Annotated in this window: 16 protein-coding genes; 12 read left to right on the top strand and 4 right to left on the bottom strand. The window is 62.3% G+C overall.

What is annotated here, in order from left to right; all coding sequences use genetic code 11:
- The first annotated feature begins 213 nt into the window (after positions 1-213).
- The 3 genes from ACFY9W_RS23660 to pdeM all read left to right on the top strand — a co-directional run bounded on the left by ACFY9W_RS23660 (position 214) and on the right by pdeM (position 4,497).
- A complete protein-coding gene (locus ACFY9W_RS23660) occupies positions 214-1,329 on the top strand; it encodes a succinylglutamate desuccinylase/aspartoacylase family protein (protein WP_391135502.1) in 1,116 nt (371 codons plus the stop codon).
- A 67-nt stretch (positions 1,330-1,396) separates the two neighbouring features.
- Entirely contained in the window at positions 1,397-3,850 is a 2,454-nt protein-coding gene (locus tag ACFY9W_RS23665) for a ligase-associated DNA damage response DEXH box helicase (protein WP_391135504.1), read from the top strand.
- Positions 3,847-4,497, top strand: coding sequence for a ligase-associated DNA damage response endonuclease PdeM (gene pdeM / locus ACFY9W_RS23670; protein WP_391135506.1), 651 nt, complete (start codon positions 3,847-3,849; stop codon positions 4,495-4,497). Before ACFY9W_RS23665 ends, pdeM begins: the two co-directional genes overlap by 4 nt.
- 6 nt (positions 4,498-4,503) lie before the next feature.
- Here pdeM and ACFY9W_RS23675 read toward each other — a convergent pair whose 3' ends face one another.
- Positions 4,504-4,731, bottom strand: a complete 228-nt coding sequence (locus ACFY9W_RS23675; RefSeq protein WP_264311882.1) for a hypothetical protein — start codon at positions 4,729-4,731, stop codon at positions 4,504-4,506.
- A gap of 94 nt (positions 4,732-4,825) precedes the next feature.
- On the bottom strand, positions 4,826-5,392 hold the full coding sequence (dcd, locus tag ACFY9W_RS23680) for a dCTP deaminase (RefSeq protein WP_003258001.1): 567 nt from the start codon (positions 5,390-5,392) through the stop codon (positions 4,826-4,828).
- 328 nt (positions 5,393-5,720) lie between these two features.
- On the opposite strand from dcd, the gene ACFY9W_RS23685 reads away from it, so the two are divergent.
- Positions 5,721-5,930 (top strand): cold-shock protein, encoded by a 210-nt coding sequence (locus ACFY9W_RS23685; protein WP_016488765.1) that lies wholly within the window; start codon positions 5,721-5,723, stop codon positions 5,928-5,930.
- Between the two features lie 184 nt (positions 5,931-6,114).
- Here the strand turns inward: ACFY9W_RS23685 and apbC are convergent, their stop codons facing one another.
- Positions 6,115-7,209 carry an iron-sulfur cluster carrier protein ApbC gene (apbC, locus tag ACFY9W_RS23690; protein ID WP_391135509.1) on the bottom strand — a complete coding sequence of 365 codons (1,095 nt, stop codon included), beginning with the start codon at positions 7,207-7,209 and terminating at the stop codon, positions 6,115-6,117.
- A gap of 158 nt (positions 7,210-7,367) precedes the next feature.
- Here apbC and metG point away from each other — a divergent pair, with 158 nt between their 5' ends.
- The 7 genes from metG (at position 7,368) to ACFY9W_RS23725 (ending at position 13,056) form a co-directional block, all read left to right on the top strand.
- Positions 7,368-9,407, top strand: a complete 2,040-nt coding sequence (gene metG / locus ACFY9W_RS23695; protein ID WP_391135511.1) for a methionine--tRNA ligase — start codon at positions 7,368-7,370, stop codon at positions 9,405-9,407.
- A gap of 89 nt (positions 9,408-9,496) precedes the next feature.
- Complete coding sequence (locus ACFY9W_RS23700) at positions 9,497-10,045, top strand: Rnf-Nqr domain containing protein (RefSeq protein ID WP_391135514.1); 549 nt, start codon at positions 9,497-9,499, stop codon at positions 10,043-10,045.
- Positions 10,042-11,016, top strand: coding sequence for an RnfABCDGE type electron transport complex subunit D (locus tag ACFY9W_RS23705; RefSeq protein WP_391135517.1), 975 nt, complete (start codon positions 10,042-10,044; stop codon positions 11,014-11,016). Before ACFY9W_RS23700 ends, ACFY9W_RS23705 begins: the two co-directional genes overlap by 4 nt.
- Positions 11,013-11,615 (top strand): RnfABCDGE type electron transport complex subunit G, encoded by a 603-nt coding sequence (locus ACFY9W_RS23710; protein ID WP_391135520.1) that lies wholly within the window; start codon positions 11,013-11,015, stop codon positions 11,613-11,615. Before ACFY9W_RS23705 ends, ACFY9W_RS23710 begins: the two co-directional genes overlap by 4 nt.
- Entirely contained in the window at positions 11,608-12,132 is a 525-nt protein-coding gene (locus tag ACFY9W_RS23715) for an NADH:quinone oxidoreductase (protein WP_391135523.1), read from the top strand. Before ACFY9W_RS23710 ends, ACFY9W_RS23715 begins: the two co-directional genes overlap by 8 nt.
- 4 nt (positions 12,133-12,136) lie before the next feature.
- Entirely contained in the window at positions 12,137-12,775 is a 639-nt protein-coding gene (nth, locus tag ACFY9W_RS23720) for an endonuclease III (RefSeq protein ID WP_391135526.1), read from the top strand.
- 104 nt (positions 12,776-12,879) lie between these two features.
- A complete protein-coding gene (locus tag ACFY9W_RS23725) occupies positions 12,880-13,056 on the top strand; it encodes a PA3496 family putative envelope integrity protein (RefSeq protein WP_391135529.1) in 177 nt (58 codons plus the stop codon).
- Positions 13,057-13,109: 53 nt separating this feature from the next.
- Here the strand turns inward: ACFY9W_RS23725 and ACFY9W_RS23730 are convergent, their stop codons facing one another.
- Positions 13,110-13,733, bottom strand: a complete 624-nt coding sequence (locus ACFY9W_RS23730; protein WP_391135533.1) for a response regulator — start codon at positions 13,731-13,733, stop codon at positions 13,110-13,112.
- Between the two features lie 370 nt (positions 13,734-14,103).
- Between ACFY9W_RS23730 and ACFY9W_RS23735 the strand changes: the two genes are divergently transcribed.
- Complete coding sequence (locus ACFY9W_RS23735; protein ID WP_391135536.1) at positions 14,104-14,586, top strand: hypothetical protein; 483 nt, start codon at positions 14,104-14,106, stop codon at positions 14,584-14,586.
- Positions 14,587-14,706: the final 120 nt, after the last annotated feature.

Consider the following 14,706-nt stretch of genomic DNA (forward strand, 5'->3'; position numbering starts at 1 on the left):
CCGGCTGCGCCGGTGTTCGCGGGCTTGCCCGCTCCCACAGGGTCCCTGCTAAATCAGTAAGTGATGTGCAGTTTTGTGGGAGCGGGCGTGCCCGCGAAGAATCCAGCACGGTGCTCTTGCCCACATCGACTGAGGCGCAAGGCCTGAAACTATGCTTCTATCTTTGAGCCGACCCGTGTCGCAGACCGTATTCGCCACGCACCCAGGACCACCATGCACCATTCAACCCACGAACTGCTCTCGCCCGTTCCAGGCATCACTCGCCAACTGCACAGTTTCCACTTCGGCCCCCGCGGTGGTGGCAAAGTGTATATCCAGGCCTCGCTGCACGCCGACGAGCTGCCGGGCATGCTGGTGGCCTGGCACCTCAAGCGCCGCCTCGTGCAGCTGGAGGAGCAAGGCCGCCTGCTGCGTGAAATCACCCTGGTACCCGTGGCCAACCCGGTTGGCCTGGAACAAGTGCTGCTGGATGCGCCCCTGGGGCGCTTCGAGCTGCAAAGCGGCGAGAACTTCAACCGCAACTTCGTCGACCTCACCGACAGCATTGGCGACCAGATCGAAGAACACCTGACCCAGGACCCGGCGCACAACGTAGCGCTGATACGCGAGTACCTGCGCCGTGGGCTGGATGCGCACCCGGCCCGCACGCCGCTACAGGCCCAGCGCCTGATCCTGCAGCGCCTGGCCTGCGATGCCGACATGGTGCTGGACCTACACTGCGACTTCGAAGCCGTCGAACACCTGTATACCACGCCAGACGCCTGGCCACAGATCGAACCCCTGGCCCGCTACCTCGGCGCCCAGGCCAGCCTGCTGGCCACCGACTCGGGCGGGCAGTCGTTCGATGAATGCTTCAGCCTGGTCTGGTGGCAGTTGCAGCAACGCTTCGGCAAGCGCTTCCCGATACCGCTCGGTTGCAGTGCGGTCACGGTCGAGCTGCGCGGCCAGGCCGATGTCAGCCATGACCTGGCCAGCAAGGACTGCCAGGCGATACTCGATTTCCTGACCCACGCGGGCGTTATCAAGGGCTCCAGCCCTGCCCTGCCTGAATTGCTCTGCCCTGCTACACCGCTGGCTGCCGTGGAACCTGTGGCCACGCCACTGGGCGGGCTGCTGGTGTACCACGCCAAGCCCGGGCAGTACCTGGAGGCTGGCCAGTTGATCGCTGAAATCATCGACCCGCTCAACGACCGGGTGACCGCCGTGCGCAACAGCCAGCCTGGCCTGTTGTATGCGCGCAGCGTAAGGCGCATGGCCACCGCCGGCATGGTCGTGGCCCATGTAGCCGGCGAGCAGGTGTGCCGCAGCGGCTACCTGCTGGGCAACTGATTCGGTAAAACCATTGCCCTCGGCAGGTGGTCTGTAGAAGCACAACCTTCAACGGACCCACTGCCTCATGCCCGCCGCAACCGACCTTGCCAATGCCTGGTTCGCCAAACGCGGCTGGAAGCCGTTCGCTTTCCAGCGACGCGTCTGGGCAGCCGTGGAGCGCGGTGAGTCTGGCCTGTTGCACGCCAGCACCGGCGCCGGCAAGACCTATGCGGTATGGCTTGCTGCGCTTCGCGCGTTCAGCACCCAACCCCAAGGCCGCCAGCCTGCACCATTGCAGGTGCTGTGGATCACGCCCATGCGCGCCCTGGCCGCCGACACTGCGCGCGCCTTGCAGGCACCCGTGGACGAACTGGGCCTGGCCTGGAGCGTGGGCGTACGCAGCGGCGACACCGGCAGTGCCGAACGCGCCCGGCAGGCCCGGCGCTTGCCCAGTGTACTGGTCACCACACCCGAGAGCCTGACCTTGCTGCTGACACGGGCACAGGCCCGCGAGGATTTCGCCACGCTACGCCTGGTGGTGGTGGATGAATGGCACGAACTGCTGGGCAACAAACGCGGGGTACAACTGCAACTGGCGTTGGCCCACCTGCGCCAATGGCACCCTGGCCTGGTGACCTGGGGCCTGTCCGCCACCCTCGGCAACCTGCAACACGCGCTCGACGTACTGCTGCCGCAAGGTGGCCTGCTGGTAAAGGGGCGACAGGACAAGGCGCTGCAGGTCGATACCCTGCTGCCAACAGCGATCGAGCGCTTCCCCTGGGCCGGGCACATGGGCCTGAAGTTGCTCGACCAGGTCGGCCAGCAGATCGATGCCAGCGCCAGCTGCCTGGTGTTCACCAACACGCGTGCGCAAGCCGAACTCTGGTATCAGGCCCTGCTTGAAGCCCGCCCCGACTGGGCTGGGCTGATTGCCTTGCACCATGCCTCGTTGGCCAGGGATACCCGTGACTGGGTCGAACGCAGCCTCAAGCAAGGCAGCCTGAAAGCGGTGGTGTGTACCTCCAGCCTGGACCTGGGCGTGGACTTTCTGCCGGTGGAGCGGGTGCTGCAAATCGGCTCGGCCAAGGGCATTGCCCGGCTGATGCAACGGGCCGGACGTTCCGGGCATGCACCAGGGCGGTGCTCGCGGGTAACCCTGGTGCCCACCCACACGCTGGAACTGGTGGAAGCCGCTGCGGCTCGGCAGGCACTGGCAGCCGGGCACATCGAAGCTCGGGTCTCACCACGGCTGTGCATGGATGTGCTGGTGCAGCACCTGGTCAGCATGGCCCTGGGCAATGGTTTTCACCCCGACACGCTGCTGGCCGAAGTACGCAGCACCTGGGCATTCGCCGGGTTGCGCGACAGCCAGTGGCAGTGGGCGCTGGACTTCGTCTGCCATGGCGGCAGCACACTCAGTGCCTACCCGGACTACCAGCGTGTCGAACGCCAGGCCGACGGGGTGTACAGGGTGGCCAGCGAACGCCTGGCGCGGCGCCACCGCATGAGTATCGGCACCATTGTCAGCGATGCCAACCTGCAACTGAAATACTGGAGCAAGGGTGGCGGTGGCAAGACGCTGGGCAGCGTCGAAGAAGCCTTTATCGCCCGCTTGCGCCCCGGCGATACGCTGGTGTTTGCCGGCCGCGTGCTGGAACTGGTACGCGTGGAAAACATGACAGCCTATGTGCGCCGCAGCACCGCTCGCAAGGCTGCGGTGGCGCGCTGGAATGGCGGGCGAATGCCGCTTTCGAGTGAACTGGCCGACGCGCTGGTCGAACAACTCGATGCCGCAGCCCATGGACGCTTCGACGGCCCGGAAATGCGAGCGGTGCGCCCGCTGCTGGCGTTACAGGCTCAATGGTCGGCGTTACCCACCACGGGCACGCTGCTGGCCGAAACCTTCAAGTCCCGCCAAGGCTGGCACCTGTTCCTGTACCCGTTTGCCGGGCGCATGGCCAACCTGGGCCTGGCCAGCCTGATTGCCTGGCGGGTGAGCCGCGTGCAGCCGCTGTCAGTATCCATAGCGGTGAACGATTACGGCTTTGAGCTGCTCAGCCCCGCTGAAGTGGACTGGGCTACGCACCTGCCACAGGCGCTCGGTACCGCGCACCTGCTGGAAGATGTGCTGGCCAGCCTGAATGCAGGGGAAATGGCGCTGCGGCGCTTTCGTGAAATCGCCCAGATTGCCGGGCTGGTATTTGGCGGGTATCCGGCAGCGCAGAAGAGCACCCGGCAGATTCAGGCGTCCAGCGGGCTGTTTTACGAGGTGTTCCGCAAGCATGATGCAGGCAACCTGCTGCTTGGCCAGGCACGGGATGAGGTATTGGCAGAAGAACTGGAAATCGATCGGCTGCACCGGCAGTTGTTGAAAATGGGCAACCTGCAACTGGACGTGCGAGTGTTGAAGCGGCCAGGGCCACTGGCGTTTGCCTTGCTGGTGGAGGGCATGCGCGAGACGCTGAGCACCGAGAAGCTGGCGGACCGGATTGCGCGGATGGTGGCAGACCTGGAACACGCAGCAGGTGGGCCCGAATGACCCATCACCCCATCGAGCACTGTGGTGAAACGCTCTGGCTGCTCCCCGACAAAGCCCTCTATTGGCCTGCCCGCAAGGCCCTGCTGGTGGCCGATGTGCACATTGGCAAAGCGGCAAGCTTTCGTGCCCTGCATCAACCGGTACCACGCGGTACCACTGCCGAGACCCTCGCCCGGCTGGATACCCTGCTGGCCGAACATGACTGCGACCAACTGGTCATCCTTGGCGACTTCCTTCATGCCCGCAGCGCACGTGCACCCGCGACCCTGGCCAGGCTGTACGCGTGGCGTGAGCGGCATGAAAAGCTGAGGATCGTGCTGATTCGAGGCAACCATGATCGTAACGCCGGCGATCCGCCCGCTTCACTGCACATCGAGGTCAAGGACGAACCGTGGGTCATGGAACCCTTCGCACTGCAGCACGAAGCCCACCCCCACTTGACGTACCCTGTGCTGGCCGGCCATGTACACCCGGTTTTCGTGCTGCGCAGCAAGGCCCGGCAACGCCTGCGCCTGCCCTGCTTCCTGATGGATGACCATGTCAGCTTGCTGCCGGCGTTCGGTGAGTTCACCGGCGGCTGGAAAATCACGCCCGCCAAGGGCAGCCGCGTTTACCTGGCCGGCGCAGGGCGCGTCTGGCCGCTTTGACGGCGGTCAGGCTACAGGTGCTGGAGGCGGTTCGTCTGGCAAGGTCGGCTCGCCCGGTTCCATAGGTTGCGTTTCACCCGGCTCGGGTGGCTGCGGCGTGTCGGGGTCAGGCTGGTGGGGCACGCCCCCCGCCTGCATGGGCAGCGGGTGCGCCAGCAGGGACCAGGGCAACAACCCGACGTGGTTGGGCTGCAGGCCTGCCAGCTTGGCACTGATTGCGGGATGGAGTTTCATTGGCGGCTCCTGACGAAGGCCGATGCACATCATGCGCACCGGCATTACTCCGTTGGAGTGCCATGGGCGCGGGGAATTCCCCGCGTTTGTCGGCTCAGGTACGCGGCAGGGTGACGCCGCGCTGGCCTTGGTACTTGCCACCCCGGTCCTTGTAGGACACTTCACACTCTTCGTCAGACTGCAGGAACAGCATCTGCGCCACGCCTTCGTTGGCGTAGATCTTCGCCGGCAGCGTGGTGGTGTTGGAGAACTCCAGCGTCACGTGGCCTTCCCACTCAGGCTCGAGCGGGGTGACGTTGACGATGATGCCGCAGCGGGCATAGGTGCTTTTGCCCAGGCAGATGGTCAGCACGTCACGCGGGATGCGGAAGTACTCGACGGTGCGGGCCAGTGCAAAGGAGTTTGGCGGAATGATGCACACGTCGCTCTTGATATCAACGAAGCTGCCGGCATCGAAGTTCTTGGGGTCGACAGTGGCCGAATTGATGTTGGTGAACACCTTGAATTCGTCGGCGCAGCGCACGTCGTAGCCGTAGCTGGAAACACCGAAGGAAATCACCCGGCTGTCCTGCTCGCCGCGCACCTGACGCTCGACGAACGGCTCGATCATGCCGTGTTCCTGCGCCATGCGGCGAATCCACTTGTCCGATTTGATGCTCATGGCGGGGGTGTCCTGAAGAGTTGCGTGGTGAAAATCGTGACGCGCATCTTACCGGTCCCGGCGCCCAGGTTAAAGTTCTATGCCTCATCCCGCGCCGGACGGGGGCTGCAGCCGCCGTCGATCCGAATTTGCGTAAAGCGCCTCGTGACCATTGGCAGGTTGTGGAAAGTGGGGTAAGGTGGCGCCACTGTGCTGCACGTGACACCGAGAATCTCTAGTTTGATGCACGATCCTGATCGGCCCATCGCTGAATTTTCTGCTCTCTTTGCGCTCAGTCCCGGGCAGGAATTTTCCTGACCGTTATCAAATTGTCCAAGGAGACAGAAAAATGTCCAACCGTCAATCCGGTACCGTTAAGTGGTTCAACGATGAGAAAGGCTACGGCTTCATCACCCCTCAGTCGGGCGATGACCTGTTCGTGCACTTCAAAGCCATCCAAGCTGACGGCTTCAAAACCCTGAAAGAAGGCCAGGCTGTTACTTTCGTCGCTACCCGCGGCCAGAAAGGCATGCAGGCTGAAGAAGTTCAAATCGCCTAAGTCGATTTAGCTTCCTCGCTTTCAAAAAAACCCGCCTTCTGGCGGGTTTTTTTATGCCTGGCTGAAAGACCGAGTCGCCTTCTTCGCGGGCTTGCCCGCTCCCACAGAAACCGCACGGCATTTACGGGCTGTGCTGTACCTGTGGGAGCGGGCAAGCCCGCGAAGCAGGCGACTTGGTCTGCGGTCAGTCCTCGCTGATGGTAATGCTCGGCATCGCCGGCGCCGAGGCTTCCTGCAGAACAATCCGCGCACCCACCTGACGCGCCAGCTCCTGATAGACCATGGCAATCTGGCTTTCCGGTTCGGCAATTGCCGTCGGCTTGCCGCTGTCGGCCTGCTCACGGATCAGCATCGACAACGGCAACGATGCCAGCAGGTCGACGCCATACTGGCTGGCCAGCTTCTCGCCGCCGCCCTCGCCGAACAGGTGCTCGGCATGGCCGCAGTTCGAACAGATATGCACGGCCATGTTCTCGACCACGCCCAGCACCGGGATGTTGACCTTGCGGAACATCTCCACGCCCTTCTTGGCATCCAGCAACGCCAGGTCCTGAGGGGTGGTCACGATCACAGAGCCGGCCACCGGCACCTTCTGCGCCAAGGTCAGCTGGATATCACCGGTGCCCGGCGGCATGTCGATCACCAGGTAATCCAGGTCGTCCCAGGCCGTCTGGGTGACCAGTTGCAACAGTGCGCCGGAGACCATCGGGCCACGCCAGACCATCGGCGTATTGTCATCAGTGAGGAACGCCATCGACATGACCTCCACACCATGGGCCTTGATCGGCACAAACCACTTCTGCTCGCGGATCTGCGGCCGGGTGCCTTCGGCGATACCAAACATCACGCCCTGGCTAGGGCCGTAGATGTCGGCATCGAGAATACCCACCCGCGCGCCTTCGCGGGCCAGGGCCAGGGCCAGGTTGGCCGCAGTGGTCGACTTGCCCACACCGCCCTTGCCCGAGGCCACGGCGATGATGTTCTTGACATTGGCCATGGCCGGGACCTGGGCCTGAGCCTTGTGCGCGGCGACCTGGCAATCGATCGACACCTGCGCGTTGCTGACGCCCTCGAGGTTGCCGATGGCGGTCTGCAGCACCTGGGCCCAACCGTTCTTGAACAACCCTGCGGCATAGCCCAGTTGCAGCTGCACGCTGACTTGCCCGCCCTGGATATCGATGGCGCGCACGCAGCCGGCGCTGACCGGGTCCTGGTTCAGGTAGGGGTCGGTGTACTGGCGAAGCACGCCTTCAACGGCGGCACGGGTGACGGCACTCATGGAGACTCCCATTGGCAAACTGAATGTAAAACAGGCGCCTATCGTAACCCGTCAATCGTCAGCATATGCTTCTGCTGGGTGAAATATCTTCGCCAGCCCTTTATAGTGGCCGATCACCCTTAATTTTTACCCGTAGCCAGATAAGTAGCCGAGCCACCATGTCCGAGCCACGTCAGATTCTCGTCACCAGCGCCCTGCCCTATGCCAATGGATCAATCCATCTAGGCCATATGCTCGAGTACATCCAGACAGACATGTGGGTCCGCTTCCAGAAAATGCGCGGCAACCAGTGCATCTACGTCTGCGCCGACGACGCCCACGGCTCGGCCATCATGCTGCGTGCCGAAAAGGAAGGCATCACCCCGGAACAGCTGATTGCCAACGTGCAGGCCGAGCACAGCGGCGACTTCGCCGACTTCCTGGTGGATTTCGACAACTTCCACTCCACCCACAGTGAAGAAAACCGCGAGCTGTCGAGCCTGATCTACACGCGCCTGCGTGAAGCCGGGCACATTGCCACCCGCTCGGTCACCCAATACTTCGACCCGGAAAAAGGCATGTTCCTGGCCGACCGTTTCATCAAGGGCACCTGCCCCAAGTGTGCGGCCGAAGACCAGTACGGCGACAACTGCGAAAAATGCGGCGCCACCTACGCGCCTACCGAGCTGAAAAACCCCAAGTCGGCGATCTCCGGTGCCACCCCGGTACTGCGTGATTCGCAGCACTTCTTCTTCAAGCTGCCTGATTTCCAGGCCATGCTGCAGCAGTGGACCCGCAGCGGCACCCTGCAGGACGCAGTGGCCAACAAACTGGCCGAATGGCTGGACTCCGGCCTGCAAGAGTGGGACATCTCCCGCGATGCGCCGTACTTCGGCTTCGAGATCCCGGGCGAGCCGGGCAAGTACTTCTACGTGTGGCTGGATGCGCCGATCGGCTACATGGCCAGCTTCAAGAACCTGTGCGCACGCCGCCCGGAGCTGGACTTCGACGCCTTCTGGAAGGAAGACTCCAAGGCCGAGCTGTACCACTTCATCGGCAAGGACATCGTCAACTTCCACGCCCTGTTCTGGCCTGCGATGCTCGAAGGCGCCGGCTTCCGCAAGCCGACCGCCGTCAACGTGCACGGCTACCTGACCGTCAACGGCGCCAAGATGTCCAAATCGCGCGGCACCTTCATCAAGGCCCGCACCTACCTCGACCACCTGCAGCCGGAATACCTGCGTTACTACTACGCAGCCAAGCTGGGGCGTGGCGTCGATGACCTGGACCTGAACCTGGAAGACTTCGTGCAGAAGGTCAACTCCGACCTGGTTGGCAAAGTGGTCAACATCGCCAGCCGCTGCGCCGGGTTCATCCACAAAGGCAATGAAGGTGTGATGGTCGCTGGCGATGCCGCCCCCGAACTGACCGAAGCCTTCCTCACTGCCGCCCCGTCGATCGCCGAGGCCTACGAAGGCCGCGACTTCGGCCGCGCCATGCGCGAAATCATGGCATTGGCCGACCGCGCCAATGCCTGGATCGCCGACAAGGCACCCTGGTCGCTGGCCAAACAGGAAGGCAAACAGGATGAAGTGCAGGCCATCTGTGCCCAGGGCATCAACCTGTTCCGCCAGCTGGTGATCTTCCTCAAGCCAGTGCTGCCAGTACTGGCCGCCGACGCCGAGACCTTCCTCAACGTTGCCCCACTGGCCTGGAACGACCACCAGTCGCGCCTGGAAAACCACCAGCTGAACCCGTTCAAGGCACTGATGAGCCGTATCGAACCGGCCAAGGTCGAAGCCATGGTCGCAGCCAGCAAGGAAGACCTGCTGGCCGCCGAAGCCAAGGCCCCGGCGGGCAACGGCGAGCTGACCAAGGACCCGCTGTCGGCAGAAATCGAGTTCGACACCTTCGCCGCCGTCGACCTGCGCGTGGCGCTGATCGTCAAGGCCGAAGCCGTAGCAGGTGCCGACAAGCTGCTGCAACTGACCCTGGACATCGGCGATGAGCGCCGTAACGTGTTCTCCGGTATCAAGTCGGCCTACCCTGACCCGTCCAAGCTGGAAGGCCGCCTGACCATGATGGTCGCCAACCTCAAGCCACGGAAAATGCGCTTTGGCGTGTCCGAAGGCATGGTCATGGCTGCCGGCCCTGGTGGTGAAGAAATCTACCTGCTGAGCCCGGACAGCGGCGCCAAGCCAGGCCAGCGCATCAAGTAACGCCCCCTGCCCCGGCCCTCGTGCCGGGGCAGTTCCTTCTGTAGCTTGATTGCCGGACAATCACCCTGATTCCCGGCTATCGTCATCTCATGAGCGACTACATTCTGGTCCTGATCAGCGCCGCGCTGGTCAATCACCTGTGCCTGTTGCAACAACCAGCCCCCCGGCTGCACCTGCATGTGCACGGCCTGGCGTGCGCACTATGCATAGCCTTGGGCGTGATCGGCGCCCAGTTGCTGATGCGAGGGGTGCTTGTACCGTTGCGCATCCCCGACCTTGCCCTGTTCGTGCTGCTACCGTGGCTGGCTTTGCTCGCCTGGGGCGTACCCACGCTGCTGGCCAAGTGGCGCCCAAGCTGGCCAGTGACGGGGTTGCCAGCGCTGCTGCTGGGCAACGCCGCAGCGTTGGGGCTGGCACTTCAGCAAACCCGCGACGACAGCACCTGGCTTGCCACACTGCTGCAAGGCCTGCTGGCGGGTGGTGGTTTCTGGCTGGCGCTGAGCCTGTTCACCGACCTGCGCCTACGCAGCGCGCACGCCGATGTGCCTGGCGCACTGCGCGGCCTGCCCATCGAGTTGATCGGTGCTGGGGTAATGGCCATGGCGTTTTCCGGCTTCAATGGGCTGTTCGTGCAATGAACGCTACGCCCGATCCGCGACTACGCGCCAGCATGGGGCTGGTCTTGCTGGCCTGTATGCCCGGCTTGCTGACGCTGCTGTGGCTACACGGCTGGGGTTTTCTGGTAAACCTGTTGCTGTGCACCAGTGCGGCCTTGTTGTGCGAAGCGTTGCTGCTGAGCATGCGCTCACAACCGCTGAAAGCGGCGCTGAGCGATGGCAGCGCAGTAGTGACTGCCGTATTGCTCGCATGCGCCCTGCCCACTCTGGCCCCGTGGTGGTTACCCATGGTCGCCGCCAGTGTTGCCATCGGCATTGGCAAGCAGGCCTTTGGTGGGGTCGGACGTAACCTGTTCAACCCGGCCATGGTCGGTTATGCCTTCGTATTGCTGAGTTTCCCGTTGCAGATGAACCATTGGCCAGGGCCGGCACCTGGCTTGCTGGACAGCCTGCAGCAGATTTTTGCGGCGGGCGAACACGTTGATGCCTGGGCCCGGCCGACACTGCTCGACGGCCTGCGCCACAACCGTAGCCTCACCATTGATGAGCTGTTTGCCAGCCACCCGGGCTTCGGCAACATCGGCGGGAGGGGTAGCGAATGGGCCAACCTGGCGTTCCTGCTCGGCGGCCTGTTCCTGCTGCAGCGCAAAGTAATCAGCTGGCATGCGCCTGCGGGCCTTCTGGCAGGGCTGTTCGTGTTCAGCCTGTTGGGCTGGAACGGCTCGGGGTCGGATTCCAACGGCTCACCGTTGCTGCACTTGTTCTCCGGCTCGACCATGCTGGCTGCGTTCTTCATTGCCACCGAACCGGTGTCCGGCCCCAGGAGCGAATGGGCCAGGCTAAGCTTCGGCGTGGGAGCAGGGCTGCTGATCTACCTGATTCGCACCTGGGGCAGCTACCCGGACGGCACGGCGTTCGCCATTCTGCTGATGAACCTCATGGCACCGAGCCTTGAGCGCCTGGCCTTGCAGCGCCAGCAGGCCACCCGATGAAACGACTGGCGCGTGATGCGGGCTTGCTGCTACTGACCGCGGCTTTAGCACTGTGTGCCACGCTGGCATGGCGACACTGGACCAGTACTGCCATTACCAGCGCCGAGAAACGGCTGCAAAGCCAGCAAAGACTGGCGCTGCTACCGCAAGGCAGCTACGACAACCAACCCCTGGACACCCCCCTTCCACGGCCCGCCGCACAACGGCCTAACAGTCGGATCCTGGCGGCTTATCGCGCCATGCGGGCAGGCAAACCCAGCGCAATCATAATTGTCACCCAAGCCCAGGGGTACGCCGGGCCAATCGTGCTCAGCGTCGCCATCACCCCGGACGGCCGACTGATTGGCAGCCAGGTAGTCGAACAACAGGAAAGCCCGGGGTTGGGCGCACGCCTTGCAGACCCGCAGGTGCACTGGCTGGAGCAGTTCACCAACCGCCAATTGGCCGACCACTGGGCACTCAAGCGAGACCAGGGTGACTTTGATCAACTGGCCGGTGCAACCGTGACCTCACGCGCCGTGATCACCGCCTTGCAGGAAGCCCTGAGCTATTTCGATGAACAGCGCGCCTTGCTGCTGGGGAGCTCTGCGCATGAATAGTGTGTACTTCATGGCCGCAAGCCTTGTACCCGTATTGGGCGCCACTTCCACACTGCGCGAAGGTGTCGCCATCGGCTTGTGCGCGATAGTGATGAACAGCCTGCACCAGCTGTTACTGACACCCTTGCGCCAGCGGCTGGCCACCTGGGCGTACGTGATGGCCAGCCTGCTGCTGTTGGCAGCCCTGGCCAGCTGCCTGCAACTGGCACTGCGTGCGTGGCAACTGCCACTTGCGCTTGCCCTTGGCCCTTACCCCGCGTTGTTGTGCCTGCACTGTTTGGCCACCGACCACCTGCTGCCCCGCGAAGGGCGCTGGCGCCTTCTGGCCAGATACCTTTGCACCCTGCTTGTCACTTGCCTGCTGCTCGGTGCCTGCCGCCAATGGCTGGCTGACGCCGCCGGGCTGCACCTGGCCAGCCTGGCCCCTGGCGCGCTGCTACTGCTCGGACTGCTGCTGGCCTTGTACAATCGCCTGCGTCCGGGCCCCGCCCACCCACGTCGTCAAGGAAAGCTCTGATTTCATGAATGCCGCCAAACGCCTGGAGATTTTTCGCAGGCTGCACGAAGACAACCCCGACCCGAAGACCGAACTGGCCTACACCACCCCGTTCGAACTGCTGGTCGCCGTGACATTGTCCGCGCAATCCACCGACGTGGGCGTCAACAAGGCCACCGCCCGCCTGTTCCCCGTCGCCAACACCCCCGAAGCGATCCATGCCCTTGGCGTTGCAGGACTGAGCGAATACATCAAGACCATCGGGCTGTACAACAGCAAGGCCAAGAATGTGATCGAGGCCTGCCGGATACTGATAGAGCAGCACGGCAGCCAGGTGCCGCAAACCCGCGAAGCGCTGGAGGCACTGCCCGGCGTGGGTCGCAAGACCGCCAACGTAGTGCTGAACACAGCATTCCGCCAGCCAACCATGGCCGTGGATACGCATATCTTCCGGGTCAGCAACCGCACGGGCATTGCGCCAGGCAAGACGGTGCTGGAAGTGGAGAAGAAACTGGTCAAGTTCGTGCCCAAGGATTACCTGCTCGACGCCCACCACTGGCTGATCCTGCATGGACGCTACGTATGCCAGGCACGCAAGCCAAGGTGTGGCAGTTGCCGGATCGAAGACCTGTGCGACTACAAGCACAAAACCAGCGACGATTGAGCCGATAGCAAGAAACCGCTTGCCACGATTGAAAAAATCTTTTTTACCAGCGCCTGCTTTCTGGTTATAAGGACGGCCAATGGCCCCTTGGCTTGGAGCGACTCATGAGCACCGATAAAGACGAGCTGTCGATCGAAGATGACTTTGTTGCCACAGAAGATGACGCGGAACCCCAGGTGGAGAGCGCAAAGACCAACCTGAGCAAGCGCCGCACCATCGACAACATGCTGGAAGAACGGCGCCTGCAAAAGCAGCTGGCCGATTTCGACTACGACTTGTAGTCAGGCCGGCAGCCCTGGCAAAGCCTCCAGCCCGAGGCTTTGCCACGTGGCGGTCAGTTAAGGCCTTGCCGCTGTGCCAGCTCGATCAGGTCGACCAGCGACCGCGCATTGAGCTTGAGCAAAAGCCGGGACTTGTAAGTGCTGACCGTCTTGTTACTCAGGAACATGCTATCGGCAATTTCCTTGTTCGAACGCCCTCGTGCCAGCTGCTGCAACACCGTCATTTCGCGTGCCGACAGGCGCTTGACCATCTCTGTCTCGCTCCCCCCGCCCCTGCCGCGCGACGCATGCAGGGCCTGGTTGGGGAAGTAGCTGTAACCCGATAGTACGGCCTTGATGGCGCTCAGCAACTCGGTGAGTTCCTGTTGCTTGCACACGTAACCCGAGGCACCCGCCTGCATGCAGCGCATCGAGAAGTTGCCGGGCGCTTGCGACGTCAGCACCAGCACTTTGCTGGCAGGGCTGAAGGTTGCCATGCGCGCGATCACCTCCAGGCCATCCAGCCTGGGGATGCCAATGTCGAGCACCACGATATCCGGCAGATGTTGCCGGGTGAGCTGCAAGGCAGCGACCCCGTTGTCGGTCTCCGCCACAACGTCATACCCATGCCGCTCCATCAGCATGCGCACGGCCAGGCGTATGACCGGGTGATCATCCACGATAAGCACTTTATTCATGCGATATCCATTCTTTCATTATTTTTGCTTTGGCACGCCACGATAACCGACAGAGCGCTCGATGGCGCGGCGAATTCCCGGCGAAACTCACGAGCAGATAAAACTTACAACACTTGCGGAAATTTCCTACAAATTACGGAAGCAGTTGTAACAACCAAATTCTTTATTACCAAACCGACGTTATCACCCGGCTCCAACCATGTACCAGTTGAAAACTGACACTCAGCTGTAGAAAAATCCAATTCAAACAAGATGAAAACTCAAGGCGATCTGAGCATCTGGCGATTATTCCTCCCCGGGAAACCAGTCCAGTCTTTAGTTGAGTGCAACGGTAAGGTAAAGATGGGCAAAACCGCTGGAGACGGCCCCTATGACTCAAGCACAACCTGTCGCCCCGCTGACGATCATTGCCATCTTCGCGGGAATCATCGAAGCCTCCGCCCTTGCCACATTGCCGTTTCTCAGCGAGGCCAGTCAAAAGCTCTACACCTGGTTTCTGGTGGGTTTCCCGTTCTTCCTCACGGCGCTGTTCTTCCTCACGCTCAACTTCAACTACAAGTCGTTCTACAGCCCACCCGTAGACAGCGTGACAAACGACAACACCCGGCAAGCGAACACCCAGCGTACGGCTGCCGCCCCAAGTGATGCCCGTGAGGCGGTTAAAGGCGAGCCCATGACGTTCATGTTTTCCGGCCCCGACGCCAGCCGCATGATGGAGCAGCAACTGTTGTCTGCACTTGCCCAACCCGCCGTGCCAGCACGCACCTGGCGCTTTTGCAACCTGGACAGGCACCAATGTGCACAGTTGTCGATCAGCACGCTCGAAGATGATGTTGCAGGCGACCACCCCTGATTACCCTGGCGTTTCTTCAGGCATAAAAAAAGGTTCTTCACGGAATCCCGGGAAAGACAGAAACAAGAACGCCGGTTTGATGGATGATGTTCGTGCGAGCAAACACATCAACAAACCGGC

This window comes from Pseudomonas sp. NPDC008258 (assembly GCF_042956345.1).
Lineage (GTDB): Bacteria > Pseudomonadota > Gammaproteobacteria > Pseudomonadales > Pseudomonadaceae > Aquipseudomonas.